This is a genomic window from Streptomyces sp. NPDC006739 (genome assembly GCF_042869815.1).
In the GTDB taxonomy this organism is placed as follows: Bacteria; Actinomycetota; Actinomycetes; order Streptomycetales; family Streptomycetaceae; genus Streptomyces.
Window position 1 is genome coordinate 14236 of sequence record NZ_JBIAGM010000047.1, and the last position, 15399, is coordinate 29634.

Sequence of the window (15399 nt, forward strand, 5' to 3'; positions counted from 1 at the left end):
TCTTCATCCCATTCGGGGTTACCGGTACTGCAACCACCCATGCGGGTGATGATCAGCGCGGAGGAGTGACGGGCATGCCCGTGAGGACCAACCCGACGGCGCGACAACTCCGTTTCGGCGCCGAACTGCGAAAACTGCGCGAGCGCGCGGGCCTGACGTCAACAGAAGCCGCCCGGCTCCTCGGTATGAAGCAGGCCCAAGTCAGCAACATGGAGACAGGACGTCTCGCCGTGAGCGCGGAGCGCGTGCGCACCATGGCCTGCCAATACGAATGCCCGGACAAAGACCTCGTCGAGGCGATCGCCGGGATGACCGGCGAACGCAAGCGCGGCTGGTGGGAGGAGTACCGCGACATCCTGCCGTCCGGGCTACTGGATCTGGCCGAGTTGGAGTGGCATGGCACTGCCCTGCGCACCGCCCACACCTCGGGCATCCCCGGCCTTCTCCAGACAGTGGACCACGCCCGCGAGGTGTTCCGCCAAGTCGTCCCCGAACTGTCGCCCGCCGAGGTAGAGCACCGCGCCTCGTTCCGCGTGAAGCGTCAGGCAGTGCTCTTCCGCCACCGGGAGCCAGTTCCCTATGGGGCGATCATCCATGAAGCCGCGCTGCACATGAAGTTCGGTGGGCGAGGTGTGGCCAAACAGCAGCTAAAGCACTTGCTCAAGATGAGCGAGCATCCGAACATCTCGATCCACGTCATCCCGTTCGACGCCGGCGGATACCCCGGGGCGGGCCAGCCTGTCTACTACGTCCACGGACCGGTACCACAGCTCGACACCGTTCAGCTCGACCAGTCACACGGCATCACCTTGCTCGACGCCGAAGCCCGACTCGACAAATACCGCAGGATTCTCGACCGCCTGATGGCTCTCAGCCTGATCGAACTGGAGTCACGGGCCCTCATCCACACCATCATTCAGACCCTTTGAGAGGCCGGAATGTCCATCATGCGCTGGCAGAAGTCGTCGTACTGCGGCGAAGGCGAGTCCTGCGTCCACGTGGCCGCCACCCCCCAAGCCATCCACATAACCGAGACCAGCGACCCCACCCACTCCATACTCACCACCACCCCCGTCGTCTTCGCCGCACTCCTCGCCACCCTCAAGAACGAGCCACACCCCGGCACCGGCCACCCCACCCTCCACCTCACCGCCACCGACGCCAACACCCTCCGCCTCCACACCACCGACGCCCCGACCACCGCCGTCACCACCGACCACCCCAAATGGAACGCCTTCGTACTCGGCGTCCGGGCAGGCGAGTTCGACCACTTCGTCGAAGAAGCCGAGCACATCGACGACGCCCCCGGCCGCACTCCCTTGATCCACCCGTGAGTCGCACCGTGCAGGACTCGCCCTCGAACCACTGAATCAGGCCACCTCACCCCGTTGCGCGTTGCACCGGCAACGCACCGTACGCAAGCATGTGCGATTAGATGGGTAATGGAAGTAGCTGGAGCACGGGGGGTGCCATCAGCAGTGGCCGACGAGGCGAGGCTCATCGATCCGTCGGGGATTCCGCATTTCATCGGTGATCTGTCGACGCTGGACACGGATGTGATGCTGCTGACGGCGGACGCGGCCCAGTTCCGTGCGTCCGGTTCGGATGTGCACACCGACTTCCAGGGGCTGTCGGCGTTCTACAAGGCACCCGAGGCGGAGCAGTTGTTCGCCACTACGCTGCCGGTGCGGCGGAAGGCGGACGCGTTCGCCGGAGATCTGGAGAAGGTGGCCGCGGCGCTGTCGGACTACGGCGTGGAGGTGCGGCCTCTGGTGGCGAGGCTGGAGGCGCTCAGGGCGGATGCGAGTGCGTTCGTGAACTCGCTGGCCGGGGACGGGCACTGGCGCCGGGACCGGGACAAGGTCGATCACAACAACGACCTGTGGCACGACGTGAACCACACGGTCGCCGCCTTCCACACGGCCGAACGGGCCACGTACGACCGGATCGTGGCGTTGATCGGCGGGACGCCGTTGACCGCGGACGACGGCTCGCACGGCAGGAACATGTACGGCTGCACGGCCGAGGCCCTGGACCACGCGAAGGAGACGCCGTGGGGTGCGCCGGTGGAGCGGGAGTACGAGGGCTGGGCGTGGCTGGCGCATCAGGGCAAGCAGGTGTTCGACGGTGTCTGGCAGGACGGTGTCCTCGGCACCGTTGACGGTGTGGGCACGATGGTCGGCTGGGACGGCTGGCAGGCGGCGGGGGATGCGTGGAAGAACCTGGCGAAGGTGTCGACGGCCTCCGCGCTGACCAGTGCCACGATGGGCGCCTGGTGGGTGGTTCCGGACGAGAGGCTGCCGTCGTGGCTGCGTGATTCGCGTACGGCGGCCAAGGAGACGGTGAAAGGTTTCGTCGCCTATGACCAGTGGAGGACGAATCCGGCGCGGGCGGCGGGGGCGTTCGGGTTCAACGTCCTGACGGTGGCCGGCACGGAGGGCGTGGGCGGTGTGGCCAGGGCGGGTGCGGCGGCCCGCACGGTGTCGGTGGTCGGGAAGGTGGGCCGGGCCATCGACCCGATGACCTATGCCGCCAAGGCGGGCACGGCCGCCTTCACCAAGGTCGGCGACACGTTCAGCACGCTGAAGAACCTCAACGCGGGCGCACATCTGAACTTCCCCGAGCGGCCCGCGCTGCCGGAACCGTCCCGGATCCCGCACGACGCCATCCCGGACGTCGACGCCCACGGCAACACGATCTACCTCACCAAGAACGGCGACGTCCTCAACGCGAGCGGCAGCGTGCGCCAGCACGTGGACGAAGCCGCACACGAACTCTCGACGAACGACCATGCCGCGCTGAACACGGCCGCTCACGGGGGCCACCCGCACGACCTTGTCGGCGCCCGAGCCGAGCACACGGGCTCCACCCACACCAGTGAGCAGACACCGGGGCAGCCAGGCAGAGACGCCGGCGGCCACGCGACCTCAGGCGAGGGCTCATCCAGCCGAGGATCAACCGGTGATGTGGCACACGGACACCGGGCCCGGGATGCCGCCGGGAGGCAAGGCAGCTCTCACCATCGGTCCGAAGGAACTGATTCTGGCGGAACCCGGGAACTCACCGCTGCGGAACGCAAGCGCATTCGGGACGAGCATGTCTCGAAGGCCAACAACGACCCAGCCTGGCGCGAAGAGCACTACGACGCCCTCAACCGCCGCAAGGACGCCTCAAAGATCGTTGACGGTGCCGAATTGCCTGTCCTCGCCAAGGACGCGAACGGCAATCTCATATCAAAGCACGACCTGCCCGGCGGGCCGTCCGAGATCAAATACGGACGAAAATTTTTCCCTCCCGAATCAGTGGATCCCACACACCGTCCAGACCTCGATACGGCAGCAAAGAACCGCAGGGTATCCGTGGACCTCACCAACGCGGAGAGAAGGTTCGACGAAAGTCCATCCGCTACGACGAGGGAATCCCTGCATCACGCGCAGCATGCCTATCGCCACCAGCTTGGCGACACACCCAATAACAGCAAAATATCGGAGCGACTCGGCGAGAAATCGGCAGAGCTGCATGTGGTCCCCGAAAAATTCCCGAGTGCCGAGTGGGTCGACCTGCCCAAGACGCCCAACGGCGCGGACATGTTCGACCAACTGTACAAATTGCCGGACGGCGGCTACGTCATTGTCGAGGCAAAAGCACCGTCCGGAAACCTCATCTGGCGAAGAGGCGCGGGGTCGGCTCAGGGCATGTTGGTCAAGCAAGGCACCAGGGAGTATGTTCAAACGATCATCGCTGAGATGCAGAGCCGCGCAGCGCGTTCCCCGAAGGACGGCCGTATCGCACTGGATCTGCTCAAAGCAATGAAGGCCCGGAAACTGCAGTATGTCCTGGTCAAGGCAGCCGATCACACGGACGCCTCGTACTCTGGTGCCGTGCTGGAACATTTCAAGATTTTCTGAGGAGCACCGGTGAGCACGAGCGTTCCCCGTCATGCCTACCCCGTAGACAACACGGCGGAGGGCCTGGCGGTACTCGACGAAACCTTGAGCTGGGTGGTCGGGGAGTTGGAAGATCCGGACGACACCGGTCGTAGTCAGGCCCTGAGCGTGAGCGTGGCCCTTGCTCAGTCACGCTGCGCCATCGATCCCGAGGCTTCGAAGTTCGAAACATGGGATGCCTGGGTCACGGCCATGCAGATCGGCTGCGCCCTGTTCGACTCGGCCGCCTCGGCCGAAGGCCCGGTGCCGTGCCGGATCGGGGGCACTGGTGAAGTGAAGTATCTCCCCGCGACCGGTCCGACTTCCTATACGCATGTAGGAGCCTGGCTCACCGCGTGGTACCTGGCAACGATCTGTCGTGAGAACGAACGACTCGACAGGCTGGCCCATGTGCCGGTGTCCTTCCTCCGCCAGTCCGGTGCCGTATTCGACGAGTACGTCTACGACTGGGTGGAAGCTCTGCAGAGCTTCTGGTTCCAGCGCCCTGCCGAGATGTGGGACAAACTCGTCGCCGCAATCAAGAAAACCGACCCGGACACGGCTCCTCACATCGCCGACAAAGAGACGCTACTGAAGCTTCTGTACCCGCCTCTCGAACTCTTCCAGCTCTGCAATCGTGGTGATGCCGAGCGATTCAACAGCGCACTGTTTGAGTTCCTCACCTGGCACAAGCAGTACTGGGCGGATGGCGAGGAACGAGCTCAGAGCAGTGACGGCCTGGTCGCGCTCGGTCTCCTCGCCATCGCATGCATGGCCTACGACAACGACCTCCCCGTCGAGGTCCAGTCCCAGTACCTGCCCAAGCATCTTCTACAGCGTTCCTGGGTCGGCGAGTTCGACACGTGAGCAGTGGCGTCCTGGCTCTCGCTCAGGGCTACCGACAGTCGGTCCACAGCAGCTTCCCGCCCCTCGACTCGCCCACTTCCCGCAGTACAGGGACGCCCCACGAGTCGGCCCAAGTGGAACGCCTTCGTGCTCGCCGTCGGTACAGCGAGTTCGACCACTTCATCCAGGGATCCGATGGTGACGTGGGCGCCCAGGTCCGTACTCCCCTGCGACACCTGTGAGTTGAACCAAGAGGGCCATCAGGTCAGGTAAGACGCAAGTAAGGAAGCCGACAGCCCCTTGTTGTCACGTACTCAACAAGGGATCGTCTTCGCGAAACACCCGCACGCACCCCCCGCACGCACCGCCGCTGTTCCGTACCACCCCACCCGGAGCATCAGGAGGCTGCACGATGCGTACGACCCGCACCGACAGACCGGGCACCCCCGGCCACTGGCGCCGAATAGGCTCCGCCGTCGCCGCCACCACGGCCCTCGTCCTCGCTGGCTTCGGCGCCGCAGCACACGCGGACGCCGCCGCGAGCACCTCAAGCAGCTCGAGCAACGTCACCTGGACCAAGGCCTGTTCCGCGCCCGCCAAGGGCCAGATGGCCTGCAAGGCACTGCGCGTCACCGGCGGACTGACCGCCTTCCAGCAGGCCCAGGCGGCCAAGACCGGCGTGACCCCCAAGGCCGCCGACGCCTCCACCCCCTCCGGCTACGGCCCAAGCGACCTCCGCTCGGCCTACGGCCTGACCTCCGCCGCCGCCTCCAACGGCTCCGGAAGGACCATCGCCATCGTCGACGCCTACGACGACCCGAACGCCGAGGCCGACCTCGCCACCTACCGCTCGCACTACGGCCTGAGCGCATGCACCACGGCCAACGGCTGCTTCAAGAAGGTCAGCCAGACCGGCTCGACGACCTCCCTGCCCTCCGCCGACAGCGGCTGGGCCGAAGAGGAGTCCCTCGACCTGGACATGGCCTCCGCCATCTGCCCCAAGTGCAACATCCTGCTGGTAGAGGCCAAGTCCGCGACCATGGCCAACCTGGGCACGGCGGTCAACCGCGCGGTCACCCTCGGCGCGAAGTACGTCTCCAACAGCTACGGCGGCTCCGAGTCCTCCTCGGACGCGTCGTACGACTCCTCGTACTTCAACCACCCGGGCGTCGCCATCACCGTCTCCGCCGGCGACGCGGGCTACGGGGCCGAGTACCCGGCCGCCTCGAAGTACGTGACCGCCGTCGGCGGCACCGCCCTCGCCAAGGCCACCACCACGCGCGGCTGGAGCGAGACCGTCTGGAAGACCAGCGGCACCGAGGGCACCGGCTCAGGCTGCTCCGCCTACGACGCCAAGCCCACCTGGCAGACCGACACCGGCTGCACCAAGCGCACCATCGCGGACGTGTCCGCCGTGGCCGACCCGGCGACCGGCGTCTCCGTCTACGACTCCTACGGCGTCACCGCCGGCTGGTACACCTTCGGCGGCACCAGCGCCTCGTCACCGATCATCGCCGGTGTCTACGCCCTCGCCGGCACCCCCTCCGCCGGCTCCCACCCCTCCTCCTTCCCCTACGCCAAGGCCGGCACCCCGGCCCTGAACGACGTCACCAGCGGCAACAACGGCACCTGCTCCACCAGCTACCTGTGCACCGCCCGGTCCGGCTACGACGGCCCGACCGGCTGGGGCACCCCGCAGGGCGTCTCGGCCTTCACCGGCTGACCCCGACGACAAGCGACGCGGGACGACGGGCCTCGGCAATCGCCGGGGCCCGTTCGTCATGAGACCATCGAGACGACGCCTCACCCGACCGGCCGTCAGAAACCGTGCCAGGCCGTAAGGGAGGTCAACGACGGAACCACACCACAGGTTCCCCCCGGACCTCATTGCCCGGCGTGACCTGCCGTGATACACAGAGTGACGGTACGAGCCATTCGCGCGAAACCCGCCAATCAATGACGCCAAGTCGACATACGACGGCGTCGTCGTCAGCGAGAATGAGGGCTGACCTCTGCACACCGGCAGGGGCCTCTCGGAACTACCCATCAGGGGCGGTGACTTACATGCTGTTTGCGGCCGACAAGGGCAACATCAACACCATCATCGGCGGGATCGCTCCGAACTGGGGCCCCTTCGGCAGCCTGGGCAACGAGGCCAAGGTGATGATCGAGGTGGTGATGGCCGTGGCCATCCTGCTCTGCCTCGGCATCGCCGTCTGGGGCGCGGCCAAACAGCGCATCGGCGCCACGGCCCTCCGGGACACCTTCAGCGCCGAACAGGGCAAGGGCCTCATCATCGCCGGCCTGACCGGGGTCTTCATCATCGGCTCCCTCGGCACACTGTTCACCATCGTGTACGGCATGGCGGTCTGACGCCCTGTTCCCTCCGGGCGCGCCCGGCCCTCCTCCCCCTTCCTCTCCCCGGCTGAGGTTGCGTTTCCCTGATGTCGAGTCACCACACCGCGCCCGCGCGGGAACCAGCACGGCTACCGTCGTATGTCTACGACGTCGAGGGGGCGTACGCGGCATGAGTCTCGGAGACGAGCAGGGTTACACCGACGAGGGCCAGACACGCACGCGGCTGCCCGACGGCGACCCGTACGGCGGGGCCGCCCGTCGGGGCGGCCGCTCCACCTCCCGGAGCCTGGTCACGGTCGTCGGCGTGGTCGTCCTCCTCATCGCGGCGATCGCCTTCGCGAACCGTGGGGACTCCACGAAGGGCTCGACGACCGGCAGCAACAAGGACACTCCCGCGAGCTCGGCGACATCCGCGAGCGGGGTGAAGCCGGTGGACACGAAGAGCGGGGGGATTCCGTCGGGGTTCGCGCGGGATGGGCAAGGCGTGCAGAGCGCTGCCGCGAACTACGCCATGGTGCTGGGCTCTGACGGCATGTTCAACACCGTCAGACGGCACGAGATCGTGCAGACCATCTCGGATCCCAGCACCGTCAGCCGCCTCCAGTCCGGGTTCGACGCCGACTACTCGGTGGCCTTCCTGAAGAAGATCGGCCTCAACGACGACGGCACCGCGCCCAAGGGCAGCACGTTCGTCAACCGCACCTTGCCGGTCGGCACGAAGGTCACGGCCTTCACCGACAGCGCGGCTACCGTCGAGGTGTGGTGCAACGGCCTCTTCGGCATCGCCGGCGGCAACGCGACCGACCCGGTGACCAGCAGTTGGTTCACCGTGACCATGAGGCTGAGCTGGAGCGACAACGACTGGAAGGTCCTCGGATCCAGTCAGAAGACCGGCCCAACCCCTGTCGCCGGTGACAATCCGGTGTCCAGCGGTGATGAGATCAGCAAGGCGGTCCAGGAGTTCGGAGGCTTCACCTATGCCCGGTAGCCAGCACCGCGCGCTCAAGCTCACTGGCCTCGTGGCCGCCGTACAGACATCCGCCGTACTGCTCGCCACGAGCGCCTTCGCAGCACCGAAGCCGACCCCGTCCAAGAGCAACGACGCCTGCTCGCTGATTGCGGGGCCCGCCAAGAAGTACTGCCAGAACGACAGCGGCACCAAAGGGCTGACAACCACCCCCTCCGACCCCCTGACCTCCACCCTCGACCCCCTCGCCTCCCTCGGCAAGGGCTGTGCCGATGCCGCCTCCTGGACCATCGGGAAGCTCAGTGACGCGGTGAAGGAGACGGCGAACGTCGACTTCACGAACCCCAAGTTCCTGCAGCAGTACGCCGTCGTCTTTGCCGCCTCGACCATCCTCACCCTCCTGCTGTGGCTGCTCGCCGTGGCCAAGCGGGCGGTGCGCGGTGTGCCCCTGACCACCGCGATCTCCGAAGCCGTCGGGTTCCTCTGGCTGACCGTGCTGGCCTCCGCCTTCACCCCGCTGATCCTCTACACGGTCGTATCGGCCACGGACGCCGTCACCGAGGTGCTCGCGAGGGCGACCGGCGACCAGGCCGACACGTTCTTCGGCACCTTCTCCGGTGCCCTGAACAAGAAGGAGGACATCGGCGGCGGCCCGATCATGCTGATCGTGGTCTCCCTCGTGTCCATCCTCGCCGCCGGCGTCCTCTGGCTGGAGCTGGTCATCCGCGCCGCCCTGCTCTACGTCGGCGCCCTCCTCGGCACCGTCGTCTACGCCGGCCTGGTCGACAAGAACCTGTGGGGACACGTACGCCGCTGGGCGGGCATCATGATCGCCGTCATCCTCGTCAAGCCCGTGATCGTCATAGTGCTCGGACTGGCCGGCGCCCTCTCCTCGGACAACGGCCCCAACGCCTTCTCCGCCGTCGTATCCGGCCTCGCCATCATCCTGCTCGCCATCTTCGCCAGCGCGATGATCTACCGCTTCGTGCCCGGTTTCGGCGACGAGATCGCCGGCTCCCGCAACAACCGCCTCATGCAGGGCGCCGAGGGCAAGGCCGCCGCGGTCATCAGCTCCCCGGCCACCCTGGTCGCCCAGGGCATCAAGACACACAGCTCCCGCGCGAACGACAACGGCGGCGGCCAGGCCGGAGGCGGCGGCACCCCCCGCCCCGCCAACCCGGCCAGCGGCGGAGTCGCCGCGCACAGCTCGCGCACCGCCGGCGGCGGAACGGTCCCTTCCGCCGCCCCGGTACCCCGCGCCGGCAGCCCGGTGAACACCCCGCACGCCAGCAACGCCCGCAACAGCAGCAATCGCTCAGGAGGTGAAGGGCGTTGACGACCGAGTCCCATCTGTCCCATCCGGTCACGCCCCGCCGTACGTATCTGATCGGCCGCGCCCGGCCGAACGCGGTCATCGGCCGGAACCGCGAGTCCGGCGAGATCGCGCTCATCGTCGTGGGCGCGTTCCTCGGCATGATGTGCGGACTGCTCGTCCCCGTCCTGTCCCTGCGGATCGTGCTGCTGACCGGCTTCCCGCTGATCGCGCTCGCGGCGGTCTACGTGCCCTACAAGCGCCGCACGTTCTACAAGTGGTTCGAGATCAACCGCAGCTACAAGCGCGTCCTGCGGCAGGGCACCGTCTACCGCTCCGGCGTGATGGAGGCGGGCGTCCGGCTCGACGGGAAGGAAGTCGAGATCGGCCCGCCCCCGGGCATCGGCCGGATCAACTGGCTCGCCGCCCCCTTCGGCCCCGACGAGATCGCCGTACTCCTGCACGCCGACCGCCGCACGGTCACCGCGGCCATCGAGATCGAGGGCCCCGGCGTCGGCCTGCGCGACTCCGAGGACCAGGAAGCCCTCGTCGACCGCTTCGGCACCCTGCTCAAGCACGTGGCCAACGGCGACGGCTTCGTCACCCGGCTCCAGATGCTCGCCCGCACCCTCCCCGCCGACCCCGACGCCCACGCCAAGGACGTCTCCCAGCGGGGGGACGAGAAGGCACCGGCCTGGCTGGCATCGTCGTACGACCAGCTGCAGTCCATGGTGTCCACCAGCAGCGAGCAGCACCGCGCCTACCTCGTCGCCTGCATGCACTACACCCGTGAACTGTCCGCCGAGGCTCATGCCATGGCCCGGGCCGCCCGCCCGCAGGCGGGACGGAAACTTGACCGGGACGCGGGTCTCGCGGTCGTCATGGCACGCGAGCTGACCGACATCTGCTCGCGCCTGCAGGAGGCCGACATCCGCGTGCGCCAGCCGCTCGGCCAGGGCCGCCTCGCCTCCCTCATCCACTCCATGTACGACCCCGACCACCCCATCGACCACATCCAGGCGATGACCAAGCGCAACGCCTGGCCGGCCGAGCTGGACGCCATGGAGCCGACGTACCTCCAGGCCAAGACGCGCGAGTCCTCCACCCGCGCGCCGTGGTGCCACGCCACCGCGTGGGTGAAGGAGTGGCCGATGACCCCGGTCGGCGTCAACTTCCTCGCGCCGCTGCTCGTCCACACCCCGGACGTCATCCGGACGGTCGCCGTCACGATGGACCTCGAACCCACCGAGATCGCCATCGAACGCATGCTCACCGAGAAGACCAACGACGAGGCCGAGGCCTCCCGCGCCGCCAAGATGAACCGCACCGTCGACCCGCGCGACATCGCCGCCCACAACCGCCTCGACCAGCGCGGCGAGGACCTGGCGAGCGGGGCCGCCGGAGTGAACCTGGTCGGCTACATCACCGTGTCCTCACGCTCCCCGGAGGCCCTGAACCGGGACAAGCGGACCATAAGGGCGTCGGCCGGAAAGTCGTACCTGAAGCTGGAGTGGTGCGACCGTGAGCACCACCGGGCCTTCGTGAACACCCTCCCGTTCGCCACCGGCATCCGAAGGTAGGGCCATACATGCGGGATCCGCTGTCCGTCCTCACCGACGCCTTCACCTCCTTCCTGTTCGGGAAGGTCGAGACGACCCGGCTTCCGGTGCGCACCTCCACGGGCCAGGCCCAGGCCGTCTACCTGCCCACCGCCGCCCCCGGCCTCGGCGACTCCGGCGTCATCATCGGCCGCGAGGTGTACTCCGGGAAGGGCTACATCTACGACCCCTTCCAGCTGTACGGCCAGCAGCTCCCGGCCCCGCACTGGCTGGTCCTCGGCGAGTCCGGCAACGGCAAGTCGGCGCTGGAGAAGACCTACGTCCTACGGCAGCTGCGCTTCAGGGACCGCCAGGTCGTCGTGCTGGACGCGCAGGGCGAGGACGGGGTCGGCGAGTGGAACCTCATCGCCGAGGAGCTGGGGATAACCCCCATCCGCCTGGACCCCACCGCGGCCCTGAACCACGGCATCCGGCTCAACCCCCTCGACCCGGCGATCACCACCACCGGCCAGCTCGCGCTGCTGCGCACCATCATCGAGGTCGCGATGGGCCACGGCCTCGACGAGCGGTCCGGCTTCGCCCTCAAGGTCGCCCACTCCTACGTCAACGAGACGATCCTCGACCGCCAGCCGGTCCTGACCGACATCGTCGAGCAGCTACGACACCCCGAGCCGGAGTCGGCGGAGGCGATGAACGTCGCCATAGACGACGTACGGGCGTGGGGCCTGGACGTGGCGCTGGTCCTGGACCGCCTGGTCGACGGTGACCTGCGGGGCATGTTCGACGGCCCGACGACGGTGGGCATCGACCTGGACGCCCCCCTCATCGTCTTCGACCTCTCCCACATCGACCGCAACTCCATCGCCATGCCCATCCTGATGGCGATCGTCGGCGTGTGGCTGGAGCACACCTGGATCCGCCCCGACCGGAAGAAGCGCATCTTCCTGGTCGAGGAGGCCTGGCACATCATCAACAGCCCGTTCGTCGCCCAGCTGTTCCAGCGGCTGCTGAAGTTCGGGCGCCGGCTCGGCCTGTCGTTCGTCGCGGTCGTGCACCACCTGAGCGACGTGGTCGACGGGGCGGCGGCCAAGGAGGCCGCGGCGATCCTGAAGATGGCGTCGACACGGACCATCTACGCCCAGAAGGCGGACGAGGCACGGGCGACGGGCCGGGTGCTCGGTCTGCCCAGGTGGGCCGTGGAGATCATCCCGACGCTCACCCCCGGCATCGCGGTCTGGGACGTCAACGGCAACGTCCAGGTCGTCAAACACCTGATCACCGAGACCGAACGCCCGCTCGTCTTCACCGACCGCGCGATGACGGAGTCGTCCGCCGACCGTGAGCTGGCCGACGACGCCCTGCGCGCCGCCGAACTGGAGGCGGAGGAGCGGGCGGCGGCCTTCGTGGAACAGCACATCGGCGACCTCGACGGGTCGTCCGAGTCGACGGTGGCGTAGAAGGACGAGGGCCCCGAGATGAGACCCGAAGACCCCTATCGCCGCCCGGACGACCGGGACAGCTGGGACGGGCGGGACCGGCGGGACCGAAGGGATGACCTGTACGGCCGTCCCGGCCGGGACGGTCGGAACGGCCAAGGGGGCATCCCCGACGGCCTGCTGATCGGCATACTCGCGTTCCTGCTCGGCATGACGGTGCTGGTGTGGACGGCGACGGGCCTGGCGGCCCTCTTCACCCACGGCTCCTGGCCGGCCGGCGTCACCTTCACCCGCACCCCGGTGGCCATGCGCCACCTCATCGGCCGGCCGCACGACATCACCGGCGCCTGGCCCGACGCACCGGCGGGCCGGCTCTCCGGATACGGGCTCTTCTGGGGCCTGTTCATCGGCCAGTTGATGGTCCTCTTCGTCCTGACGGTGTTCGCCATAGGGACGGTGGCCCGGTGGCGGACCGGGAGGGCGAGAAGGCGTACGGCGGCTGCCGTGGCGGCGGAGCCGACGCCCGCGCAGGCCCCGGAACCGCTGCCGACGCCGGTGCCCGTGACCGCACCGGTGACAGCGCCGGTGCCGGTCGCCGTGCCCGTTCCGCACCCTGAGGTGCCCGCGCCCCGCGGTGAACCCGAGCCGACGGAAGCGGCCGACCCCCCGGCCGACGGCGCGCGGGCCGATGGCATGCGGTCCGACGGCATGCGGTCCGACGGGTGGGAACGTCTTCTCGTCGGCCCGAAGGACAGCCGCCGCGTCACCGCGACCCGGGCCATCCAGGACGCCGAGGGCCCCGCCCTGGTCGTCACCTCGAACCCCGCCCTCTGGCAGGACACGAAGGACGCCCGCGCCAAACTCGGCCCCGTCCTCGTCTACGACCCCCTCCACCTCTGCGCCACCCCGGCCCGCCTGCACTGGTCCCCGACAGCGGGCTGCGAGGACAAACCGACCGCACTGAGCCGGGCCACCGCACTCCTCAGTCCCGTACGGCCGACCGCGAGGATCGACCAGGCCGTCGCCGACACCGCGACGACGCTCCTGCGCAGCTACCTGCACGCCGCGGCCCTGGACGGCCGCACCATCCGCCATGTCCACCGCTGGGCCCAGGGCACCCAGATCCAGGACGCCGTACGAACCCTCCGGACCCACCCCAAGGCCGCACCCGGCGCCGCCGGCGAGCTGGAGGCCGCGCTCACCTCCCATCCCGAACGCAGGGACATCGCCCAGGAGTTGACCGGCCGCGCCCTGAACGCGCTCTCCACGGTCAACATCCGCGAGGCCTGCACCACAAACCGAACTGACGCGCTCTCCCTGGATTCCTTCGTCCAGGAAGGGGGCACGCTTTATGTGGTCGGTGAATCCATCGAGGACCCCAGGACCAACCCCGGCGCGATGCCCCTCCTGACGGCCCTCGTCTCCAGCGTGGTCGAGCACGGCCGGCACATGGCCGAACGGTCATCCTCCGGTCGGCTCGACCCACCACTGACCCTGGTCCTGGACGACATCGCGGCCGTGGCCCCGCTCCCCCAGCTCCCCGGCCTGCTCGCCGGCGGACCCGACCTCGGCCTGCGGGCCCTGGCCCTGCTGCGCTCCCGCGAACAGGCCCGCACCCGCTGGCCGCACGACGAGCTACCGGTCTAGGACGTACGGTCCAGGACGTACTCCACCTCGCTCTGGGTCCCGTCCCCGGAGAGCGGCACGACGACACCGCTCGGACTGAACCCCACCTTGCGGTACGCCCCCTGCGCCCGCCCGTTGTCCTCGTGCACCAGCAGTCGCACCCGCTCGGCGCCGCGCTCCCACGCCCAGGCCACGCCCGCGTCGAACAGCGCCCCGATGAGCCCGTTCCCGCGGTGCTCGGGCCGGACGAACACGCCCACCACATGCCCCTGCCGTCGCTCGACGAGGTGCCCGGCCCAGTCCTTCGTCCCGGCCTCCTCGATCAGTACGGTCACGCTCCCGGCCCATGTCCCGTCGGCGGCCTCGGCGATGAACTGCCGGGCCCCTGCCCCTTTCGCAGCGGAACTCGTGGCCCGCTCCTGCCAGAAGGAGTCGGGCCTGGCCTCGGCCTCCTCGTACGACTCCAGGAAGGCGAGATGGGCGACGGGGTCCCGCAGCGCGAGGAGGCGCAACTCCTTCACGGTGGGCCACTCCTCGGGGCGTATGGCTCGCACGACGTAGTCATCGCTGGTCAGGCTGGTGAGGCTGCTCATGGAGCCACGGTAGCCCGCGCCGGCCGAAGTACTCATGCCATATACGGGCCTGTCAGTGGCGGGTCCTACGGTGGACGTCATGACCACACTTCCCGATCGACCGAAGACGGCACTTCTCGTCATCGACGTGCAGAACGGCGTGGTGGCGGGCTCCCCGCACCGCGACGAAGCCATCGCGAACATCAACACCCTGATCGACAAGGCCCGCGCGGAGGACGTTCCGGTCATCTGGGTCCAGCACTCCGACGACGACCTGGAACGCGGCAGCGAGAACTGGGAGTACGTGCCGGAGCTGAAGCGTCGGAACGCCGAGCCGCTCGTCCACAAGAACTGGCCGGACTCCTTCGAGGAGACCGAGCTGGAGTCGGTCCTGGCCGAGCGCGGAGTGGGCCGGCTGGTCGTCACCGGCGCGCAGACGGATGTGTGCATCCGCTCCACGCTGCACGGCGCCCTGGTTCGTGGGTACGACGCGACGCTGGTCGCCGACGCCCACACCACGGAGGACCTGACCCAGTACGGCGCTCCTGCACCGGACCAGGTGATCGCCCACACCAACCTCTACTGGAAGTGGCACAGCGCACCGGGCCGCAAGACCGAAGCGGTACAAACAGCAGAAGTGAGCTTCGGCTGAAAGGGCCTGAATACAGGCCCTGAAGGGCTTTGAAGGGCTTTGAAGGGCTTTGAACGCAGAAAACCCCGCATCTTTCGATGCGGGGTTTTCCCAAGAATTGTTCGGCGGTGTCCTACTCTCCCACAGGGTCCCCCCTGCAGTACCA

Annotated in this window: 13 protein-coding genes; 12 read left to right on the forward strand and 1 reads right to left on the reverse strand. The window is 68.2% G+C overall.

What is annotated here, in order from left to right:
• Positions 1-74: 74 nt before the first annotated feature.
• From ACFYMM_RS42015 to ACFYMM_RS42065, 11 genes are all read left to right on the forward strand, one after another.
• Positions 75-929 carry a helix-turn-helix domain-containing protein gene (locus ACFYMM_RS42015; RefSeq protein WP_388397579.1) on the forward strand — a complete coding sequence of 285 codons (855 nt, stop codon included), beginning with the start codon at positions 75-77 and terminating at the stop codon, positions 927-929.
• A gap of 18 nt (positions 930-947) precedes the next feature.
• Positions 948-1334, forward strand: coding sequence for a DUF397 domain-containing protein (locus tag ACFYMM_RS42020; protein WP_388397581.1), 387 nt, complete (start codon positions 948-950; stop codon positions 1332-1334).
• A 144-nt stretch (positions 1335-1478) separates the two neighbouring features.
• Positions 1479-3908 (forward strand): hypothetical protein, encoded by a 2430-nt coding sequence (locus ACFYMM_RS42025; RefSeq protein ID WP_388397584.1) that lies wholly within the window; start codon positions 1479-1481, stop codon positions 3906-3908.
• Between the two features lie 9 nt (positions 3909-3917).
• On the forward strand, positions 3918-4793 hold the full coding sequence (locus tag ACFYMM_RS42030; protein WP_388397586.1) for an immunity 49 family protein: 876 nt from the start codon (positions 3918-3920) through the stop codon (positions 4791-4793).
• Between the two features lie 391 nt (positions 4794-5184).
• Positions 5185-6495: a peptidase S8 gene (locus tag ACFYMM_RS42035; RefSeq protein ID WP_388397589.1), complete on the forward strand. Its 1311-nt coding sequence runs from the start codon at positions 5185-5187 to the stop codon at positions 6493-6495.
• A 341-nt stretch (positions 6496-6836) separates the two neighbouring features.
• Positions 6837-7145: a hypothetical protein gene (locus ACFYMM_RS42040; protein WP_388397590.1), complete on the forward strand. Its 309-nt coding sequence runs from the start codon at positions 6837-6839 to the stop codon at positions 7143-7145.
• 154 nt (positions 7146-7299) lie between these two features.
• On the forward strand, positions 7300-8118 hold the full coding sequence (locus tag ACFYMM_RS42045) for a hypothetical protein (RefSeq protein ID WP_388397592.1): 819 nt from the start codon (positions 7300-7302) through the stop codon (positions 8116-8118).
• On the forward strand, positions 8108-9433 hold the full coding sequence (locus ACFYMM_RS42050; protein WP_388397594.1) for a hypothetical protein: 1326 nt from the start codon (positions 8108-8110) through the stop codon (positions 9431-9433). The genes ACFYMM_RS42045 and ACFYMM_RS42050 overlap by 11 nt, the downstream gene beginning before the upstream one ends.
• Positions 9430-10989: an SCO6880 family protein gene (locus ACFYMM_RS42055; RefSeq protein WP_388397596.1), complete on the forward strand. Its 1560-nt coding sequence runs from the start codon at positions 9430-9432 to the stop codon at positions 10987-10989. Before ACFYMM_RS42050 ends, ACFYMM_RS42055 begins: the two co-directional genes overlap by 4 nt.
• Before the next feature lie 8 nt (positions 10990-10997).
• Positions 10998-12425 carry an ATP-binding protein gene (locus ACFYMM_RS42060; protein ID WP_388397597.1) on the forward strand — a complete coding sequence of 476 codons (1428 nt, stop codon included), beginning with the start codon at positions 10998-11000 and terminating at the stop codon, positions 12423-12425.
• Between the two features lie 18 nt (positions 12426-12443).
• Positions 12444-14051, forward strand: coding sequence for a type VI secretion protein (locus ACFYMM_RS42065; protein WP_388397600.1), 1608 nt, complete (start codon positions 12444-12446; stop codon positions 14049-14051).
• Here the strand turns inward: ACFYMM_RS42065 and ACFYMM_RS42070 are convergent.
• On the reverse strand, positions 14048-14623 hold the full coding sequence (locus ACFYMM_RS42070; RefSeq protein ID WP_388397602.1) for a GNAT family N-acetyltransferase: 576 nt from the start codon (positions 14621-14623) through the stop codon (positions 14048-14050). The genes ACFYMM_RS42065 and ACFYMM_RS42070 overlap by 4 nt on opposite strands.
• A 79-nt stretch (positions 14624-14702) precedes the next feature.
• Between ACFYMM_RS42070 and ACFYMM_RS42075 the strand changes: the two genes are divergently transcribed.
• Complete coding sequence (locus ACFYMM_RS42075; protein ID WP_388397604.1) at positions 14703-15254, forward strand: cysteine hydrolase family protein; 552 nt, start codon at positions 14703-14705, stop codon at positions 15252-15254.
• Positions 15255-15399: the final 145 nt, after the last annotated feature.

Bases quoted from the DNA above. Each gene is read 5' to 3' on its own strand.
- ACFYMM_RS42015 (WP_388397579.1), top strand. From the start codon at position 75: ATGCCCGTGAGGACCAACCCGACGGCGCGACAACTCCGTTTCGGCGCC.
- ACFYMM_RS42020 (WP_388397581.1), top strand. From the start codon at position 948: ATGCGCTGGCAGAAGTCGTCGTACTGCGGCGAAGGCGAGTCCTGCGTC.
- ACFYMM_RS42035 (WP_388397589.1), top strand. From the start codon at position 5,185: ATGCGTACGACCCGCACCGACAGACCGGGCACCCCCGGCCACTGGCGC.
- ACFYMM_RS42040 (WP_388397590.1), top strand. From the start codon at position 6,837: ATGCTGTTTGCGGCCGACAAGGGCAACATCAACACCATCATCGGCGGG.
- ACFYMM_RS42045 (WP_388397592.1), top strand. From the start codon at position 7,300: ATGAGTCTCGGAGACGAGCAGGGTTACACCGACGAGGGCCAGACACGC.
- ACFYMM_RS42050 (WP_388397594.1), top strand. From the start codon at position 8,108: ATGCCCGGTAGCCAGCACCGCGCGCTCAAGCTCACTGGCCTCGTGGCC.
- ACFYMM_RS42060 (WP_388397597.1), top strand. From the start codon at position 10,998: ATGCGGGATCCGCTGTCCGTCCTCACCGACGCCTTCACCTCCTTCCTG.
- ACFYMM_RS42065 (WP_388397600.1), top strand. From the start codon at position 12,444: ATGAGACCCGAAGACCCCTATCGCCGCCCGGACGACCGGGACAGCTGG.
- ACFYMM_RS42070 (WP_388397602.1), bottom strand. From the start codon at position 14,623: ATGAGCAGCCTCACCAGCCTGACCAGCGATGACTACGTCGTGCGAGCC.
- ACFYMM_RS42075 (WP_388397604.1), top strand. From the start codon at position 14,703: ATGACCACACTTCCCGATCGACCGAAGACGGCACTTCTCGTCATCGAC.